Source organism: Mesorhizobium sp. M1169 (assembly GCF_040318345.1).
In the GTDB taxonomy this organism is placed as follows: Bacteria; Pseudomonadota; Alphaproteobacteria; order Rhizobiales; family Rhizobiaceae; genus Mesorhizobium.
This window is the reverse complement of record NZ_JAMYME010000046.1, coordinates 38,669-44,668: the sequence shown is the minus strand read 5'-3', so window position 1 is coordinate 44,668 and position 6,000 is coordinate 38,669. Positions and strand designations below refer to the sequence as shown.

The 6,000-nt window shown below is 63.9% G+C and carries 9 protein-coding genes; 2 read left to right on the top strand and 7 right to left on the bottom strand.

Annotated features, from left to right (window positions below):
• A partial coding sequence (locus NKH41_RS29220; protein WP_352778539.1) for a hypothetical protein occupies window positions 1-286 on the top strand: 286 nt, incomplete at its 5' end.
• A 106-nt stretch (window positions 287-392) separates the two neighbouring features.
• On the opposite strand, the gene NKH41_RS29215 is transcribed toward NKH41_RS29220, so the two are convergent.
• Window positions 393-485: a LysR family transcriptional regulator gene (locus NKH41_RS29215; RefSeq protein WP_352935211.1), complete on the bottom strand. Its 93-nt coding sequence runs from the start codon at window positions 483-485 to the stop codon at window positions 393-395.
• A gap of 73 nt (window positions 486-558) precedes the next feature.
• Here NKH41_RS29215 and NKH41_RS29210 point away from each other — a divergent pair, with 73 nt between their 5' ends.
• On the top strand, window positions 559-804 hold the full coding sequence (locus NKH41_RS29210; protein WP_352770451.1) for a hypothetical protein: 246 nt from the start codon (window positions 559-561) through the stop codon (window positions 802-804).
• A gap of 86 nt (window positions 805-890) precedes the next feature.
• Here the strand turns inward: NKH41_RS29210 and NKH41_RS29205 are convergent, their stop codons facing one another.
• The 6 genes from NKH41_RS29205 to NKH41_RS29180 all read right to left on the bottom strand — a co-directional run bounded on the left by NKH41_RS29205 (window position 891) and on the right by NKH41_RS29180 (window position 5,782).
• Window positions 891-1,634 carry an amino acid ABC transporter ATP-binding protein gene (locus NKH41_RS29205; protein WP_352770453.1) on the bottom strand — a complete coding sequence of 248 codons (744 nt, stop codon included), beginning with the start codon at window positions 1,632-1,634 and terminating at the stop codon, window positions 891-893.
• A 25-nt stretch (window positions 1,635-1,659) separates the two neighbouring features.
• Window positions 1,660-2,334, bottom strand: a complete 675-nt coding sequence (locus tag NKH41_RS29200; protein ID WP_023677250.1) for an amino acid ABC transporter permease — start codon at window positions 2,332-2,334, stop codon at window positions 1,660-1,662.
• The gene (locus NKH41_RS29195; RefSeq protein ID WP_352451492.1) at window positions 2,331-3,002 is read right to left on the bottom strand and encodes an amino acid ABC transporter permease; all 672 of its coding nucleotides are present in this window, start codon (window positions 3,000-3,002) and stop codon (window positions 2,331-2,333) included. Before NKH41_RS29195 ends, NKH41_RS29200 begins: the two co-directional genes overlap by 4 nt.
• Before the next feature lie 217 nt (window positions 3,003-3,219).
• Complete coding sequence (locus tag NKH41_RS29190) at window positions 3,220-4,008, bottom strand: ABC transporter substrate-binding protein (RefSeq protein ID WP_352541231.1); 789 nt, start codon at window positions 4,006-4,008, stop codon at window positions 3,220-3,222.
• 110 nt (window positions 4,009-4,118) lie between these two features.
• Window positions 4,119-5,282: a saccharopine dehydrogenase family protein gene (locus tag NKH41_RS29185; RefSeq protein WP_352770456.1), complete on the bottom strand. Its 1,164-nt coding sequence runs from the start codon at window positions 5,280-5,282 to the stop codon at window positions 4,119-4,121.
• On the bottom strand, window positions 5,279-5,782 hold the full coding sequence (locus NKH41_RS29180; protein WP_352935207.1) for an Lrp/AsnC family transcriptional regulator: 504 nt from the start codon (window positions 5,780-5,782) through the stop codon (window positions 5,279-5,281). The genes NKH41_RS29185 and NKH41_RS29180 overlap by 4 nt, the downstream gene beginning before the upstream one ends.
• Between the last annotated feature and the right edge of the window lie 218 nt (window positions 5,783-6,000).

Sequence of the window (6,000 nt, the reverse complement as noted above, 5' to 3'; positions counted from 1 at the left end):
AGGCGAGGAGGTCGCGTCGACCTTAATCAAGACGCTTCGGTGCGAGTGGATCCACGGCTTCATCGCCGACTTCTTCAACACTATCCACCCATTGCTGCCGCTTGGTCGGCTGAACGCTTCGGCAGATCTTAGGCCCAGAGCGAACGCTAACCCGGCGCAAGATTTGGTCGCGAACAGCGCGGCCACGTCCGCAGGAGCCACGACAGGAACCAGATCGGCGCTCCGGGGCAGGGATTTGGAAAGTATAATTACCTATGTTTCTGGTACTTTGAGGAAGTTCGGATAGGTCATCTGCGGGACATTCAACCGCAACCGGCCGGCAGGCTTTTCGGCAAAGCTTCCCGCATCCCTCGTTGCGGCAAGGATGAGCTCCAGCGCCGGTCCTGCCTGGCTCAAAACCTCTCGCCGGCTTCAGTCAGGCTCGTCGCCCTCGTGGTCCGCCTCAGAAGGGTCGCGCTAAGCCGCGCTTCCAGTTGCCTGATCATCTTGCTGATCGCCGACGGCGAGACCCGAAGTGTTGGCCGCGGCCGTGAAGTTGGCCGGCGCCGCTGGTTTCGCATGTTTCTTGGCGAACAGACGCCCGAAGCAGCGTTGGCCGCAGCCGACGATCCCGTCCCGGTCCCGGCCAAGAAACGCGGAAATCTATGCGAGGCCAATCTCTATGTCGCGGAGTTTTACAGGCTCGACGGCCGTGACGATCAAGCCTTGCGGCGGTACCGGCTTGCGGTACGCGACTGCCCCCGCGACTTCATCGAATATGTCGCGGCAGGCAAGGCACTGCGCGCGCTCGGTGTGTCGCCATAGTGCGCCGCTGCGGATGATCCATTGTAGGCTCGAGCGCAACCTCGGCGCAAAGGCGACGGCAGGTTCGGTGCGTATTGTCGCTGCTGTCAATGCCGCAGGATCTTGCTCAGAAAAGCGCGGCTGCGGTCGGTCTTCGGGTGCGAGAAGAACTCATCCGGCGTGCCGCTTTCGACGATGGCGCCCGCGTCCATGAACACGACGCGCTGGGCGACCTTGCGGGCAAAGCCCATCTCGTGCGTCACCACCATCATGGTCATGCCTTCCTCCGCCACCGCGACCATGACGTCGAGCACTTCCGAGATCATCTCGGGATCGAGCGCCGAGGTCGGCTCGTCGAACAGCATGATCTTGGGGCGCATGCCGAGGCAGCGCGCGATCGCCACGCGCTGCTGCTGGCCACCAGACAGCTGCGCCGGATAGGCGTTCACCTTGTCGGCGAGGCCGACCTTGGCGAGCAATTCGCGCCCGGCCTTCTCGGCTTCAGCGCGCGGGATCTTGCGGACATGGATCGGCGCCAGGGTGACGTTCTCGAGCGCCGTCCTGTGCGGGTAGAGGTTGAACGACTGGAAGACGAAGCCGACCTCGGTGCGCAGCCGCGTCATGTTGGTGGCGGGGTCGCCGAGGCGCTGGCCGTCGACCGTCAGGTCGCCGTCGCGGATCGTCTCCAGCCCGTTGATGCAGCGGATCAGGGTGCTCTTGCCCGAGCCGCTCGGGCCGCAGACGACGACCACTTCGCGCGGCTCGACGCTCAGCGTGATATCCCTGAGCACGTTGAGCTGGCCGAACCATTTGTTGACGCCGCGAAAGTCGATCATGCCGGTTTTGGTCATATTGCCGGACCCTTGAGGTTCGATGTCACAACTGTACCTCGCCATGCGCCGCGCCCATGCGTTGCTCCAGCCGGCGGGCCAGCATGATCAGGGGGTAGCAGACGATGAAGTAACCGAGGCCGACGAGGAAGAAGACCAGCAGCCCATTGGGTACACGCTGCACCACCAGCCAGCCGACGCGGGTGAGGTCGGTGAGGCCTATGGCCGAGACGACCGAGGAATCCTTGATCAGCAGCACATATTGCCCGACCAGCGGCGGCAGCACGATGCGCATCGCCTGCGGCAGCACCACCTGGCGCATGCGCTGCCAGCGCGACAGGCCGGACGCCAGTGCTGCCTCGACCTGGCCGGTCGGCACCGAGCGGATGCCGGCGACGACGATCTCGCAGATGAAGCAGGCGGCCAGGTTGGTCAGCGCGATGATGCCGGCGGTGAAGGCGTCGAGCTCGATGCCGAGTTCCGGCAGGATGAAGAAGATCAGGAAGATCTGCACCAGGAACGGCGTGCCGCGGATCAGGTCGACCCAGGCGCCGATCGCGCCGCTGATCAGCCGGTTGCCGCCGGTGCGCAGGATGCCGAGGCCGAAGCCGAGCAGCGTGCCCAGCACCAGGCTGATCAGCGACAGCACCACGGTCATGCCGAGGCCGCGCAAGGCGAGGGGATAGCTGCCGGCGATGCTTTGCAGCTGCTGCCAGATCATGTCCGTGCCCCCGCCAGGCCGAGCCAGCGCCCGGAGAGCGCCGCCAGCCCCTTCAGCCCGTAATAGAGCAGGAGGTAGAAGGCGGCGATGGTGATGAAACCTTCCGCCGGCATGAAGCGGTCGGAGGCGAGCAATTGTCCGGCGCGCGTCAGCTCGGCAACCGAGATCAGCGACAACAGGGCGGAATCCTTGACCAGCACGATCGCCTGGCCGAGCAGCGGCGGGATCGTCACCTTGAACGCCTGCGGCAGGATGACGAGGCGCATGCGCTGGACATAGGTCATGCCCGAGGCGACGCCGGCCTCCACTTGGCCGCGCGGGATCGACAGGATGCCGGCGCGGATGATCTCGGCGACATAGGCGCCGCTGTTCAGCGACAGGGCCAAGATGCCGACGACGAACTCGGGCAGGACGAAGCCGAGCCGCGGCAGGCCGAAATAGAGGAAATAAAGCTGCGCCAGCAGCGGCGTGGCGCGCACCGCGTCGATATAGGCCTTGGCCGGGACGCGGAACAGCCGGCCGCGCTGCAAGTTCATGGCGGCGAGCACGATGCCGACGGCGAGCGCGCCGGCAAAGGAGAGGACAGACAGCCACACGGTCGTGACGAGGCCCTGCCCGAACAGGGGCAGATATTCGACAATGGTGCGGAAGCTGAAGTTTTCGAGCATTTTGGACGGTGAATGGTGAATAGTGAATAGGGAATAGTGAATAGGGAATTGGGAATAGGAGCAGCGAGTAGCGAGTAGCGAGTAGTGAGTAGCGAGTAGCGAGTAGCGAGTAGCGAGTAGCGAGTAGCGAGTAGCTCTTCTCTACTCTCTACTCCCTACTCCCTACTCCCTACTCCCTACTCCCTACTCACCATTCACCATTCACCATTCACTCTACTTAGTGATCCTTCTTCCAGGCGTCGGAATTGACCCAGTAATCGAGGTTCTTCTGCAGGCGGCCGTCGAGGCTGACCTGGTCGAGGAACAGGTTCATCCAGACCAGCAGGTCCTGCTCGTCATAGCGCGTGGCGAAGGCCAGCGGCTCCTTCGACAGCATGTCCGGCATGATGATGAAGCTGCCGGCGGGGTAAGCGGTCGACTGGCCCTTGACCGCCGAGACGTCGTTGACGCCGCAATCGGCCTGGCCGTTGTTGACGGCGTCGAGCAGCAGCGGGCCGCCGCCCTTGTAGCTCTTGATATCGGCGTCGGGGAAGGCGGCCTTGGCTTCCTTCTCGCCGGTGGCGCCGAGCAGCACGGCGATCTTGGTGCCCTTGGCCTTGCAGTCCTCGGTGGATTTGAAGGCGGTCCCAGCCTTGGTGAAGACTGTGCTGCCCGTGTACATGTAAGGCTTGGTGAAGGCGACCTTCATGCCACGCGCCAGTGTCGGGGTCATGTCGGCGACCAGAAGATCGGCCTTGCCCGACAGCAGCGCCGGGATCAGGCCGTCCCAGTCGAAGTCGAGGAAGGTGATCTTGACGCCCATTTCCTTGGCCATCAGTTCGGCGAGTTCGACCGAACTGCCGGTGCGTTCGCCGGCAGCACCCACCAGCGAGAAGGGCGGTCCTTGCGTCTGCACGGCGACGCGCAACTCTCCGCGCTTGGTGATCTCGTCGAGCGTTCCCGCACTGGCGGCAGCGGTAAGGCCAGCGAGCGCAAGGCCGGCGATGAAAAGCTTGGCAATCTTCATTTGGGCATTCCTCCTTGTTTCGTTTGTTGTTCCACTTGTTGTTTCACCCCATCGAGGTGCTTTTTGAGCGGCAGCGCCGTTGCCGGCGGCGACCACCGTTCGAAAATCCTTCAGTCCCAGCTCACCGTTTCGGCAACCTTGATGCCGCGCCTGGCCAGCTCATCGAGGAAGCGGCCATCGGGAACATGCAGCAGCGGATTGAGCAGGCCGGGCGCGGCGATCTCGCGCCGTGCCAGCATCTGCGCCACAATGCTGGCGGGATAGCCGACGCCGAGGCTCATGCCGAATAGGCCCGAGGCGAGGTCGCGTTCGATGACCAGCTCCGAGGTCACCGTCTTGCGGCGGCCGCCTTCGCTGCCGACAAAGACGTTGCGCATCACGCAAAGGTCCTTTTCGTCGGCGCCATATTGCAGTTGCGGGCCAAGCAGCCGGCCGAGGAATTCGCGTGGGCTGGCACCGGTGCTTTGCACCTTGTCCTCGGACAGGAAGCCGAGCTGCTTCAGCGGCGCCCAGAACGCCGACCAGCCGGGCCAGCGAAGCGAATAGCGGCCGGAGCGCTGCAGCCCCTTGGCGGCGGCGAGCATGCCGGCATAATGCGGCGCGTCGCCATTGGGGAAGGCTTCGAGCCTGCCCAGTCCCGCCACCTCGATCTCGTGGATGAAACGATTGTCGTGCTGGCGGGCGGCCGGCACATCGACCCGTTTGCCGTCCTCGACCAGCACGCTGTCGCGGTTCTGGCTGACCAGAACCATGTCGAAATTCCAGCTCACCTTGTAGCGCAGCGGCTCGACCACCGCCTTCGGCTCGGGAATGCCGCCGCAGTAGGAATCGATCGCGGTGATGGTGTCGAACTGGCTGGCGGCGCGCGCGTAGAGCACCAGGTCGATGCCGGGGTCGAGCCCGCATTCGGTCACGATCGACACGCCGGCCTTTTCGGCCTCGGGAGCGAGATCGGCGATGGCCTTGCCGTAATTGGTGGTGACCAGCGGCGTGCGCGTCGCGATCGCCGCCTGCACCGCGTCGCGCATCAGCGGCTGCGGCAACAGGTCGATGACCGCATCGACGTCCTTCATCACATCGGCCAGCACCGGACCGATCGCGCCCTCCGGCACTACAAAACGCACGCGGGCAAGGTCGGTCAGGCCGCCGAGCCGCGCAGCGCCGCCGGTTGCAGTGTCGACGCAGACCACTTGCTCGACGCCGTCGCTGGCAACGAGGTCGGCGATAGCCGCCCGGCCTTGCAGGCCGAGCCCGCCGAGAACCGCGATCTTCATGCCATTTCCTTCCGCGTCTCGTCCGACCAGCAACCTTCCGGCAGGCTGACCCATTTGTTGCAGGACGCCATGACGACGAAGGTCTCGCTGCGCACCACCTCACCCGGCTCGCCGGCGCCGGGGATCAGCTCGCTGGTGACGCGGTAGAGATCGGCGACATCGCCGGCCACGGTTACGTCGACGATGATGTCGAAGCGCCCGGTGACGACGGCGGCCGAGTTCACGAAAGGCAATTCGGAGATGCGCTGCGCCAGTTCCCGGGCCCGGCCGCGCCCTTGCGCGTTGATGCCGACGATGGCCGAGATCAGCTCAGGGCGCTCGGTCAGGTTGAGCAGCCCAACGATCTTGAGCAGGTTGCGGTCGAGCAGGTTGCGCAGCCGCATGCGCACCGTCGGCACCGAGATCGCCATCTTCTCAGCAAGGCGGTTGAGGCCAAGCTGCGCGTCCTGCGACAGCAGCTTGACCAGTCGCCGGTCGGTCTGATCGAGATGTTCCCGCAAACGCTCAGGCTTTCATAAAAAGAAAGAAACGATTGGATTTTTTTCAGATATGAAAAATACCTTATGAGAGATTTTTAACAACGGCAAGAGCCATGTCATCCGCCGTGCCGCTGCGCCTATCGGCAGTTTCGTCGATGTCGCCACATTTTGTTCTTGCTTTGTGCCGGCAGCTATGCTATTAATTTGGATATGGTGCCAATTTGGCTCCAACGACCCGT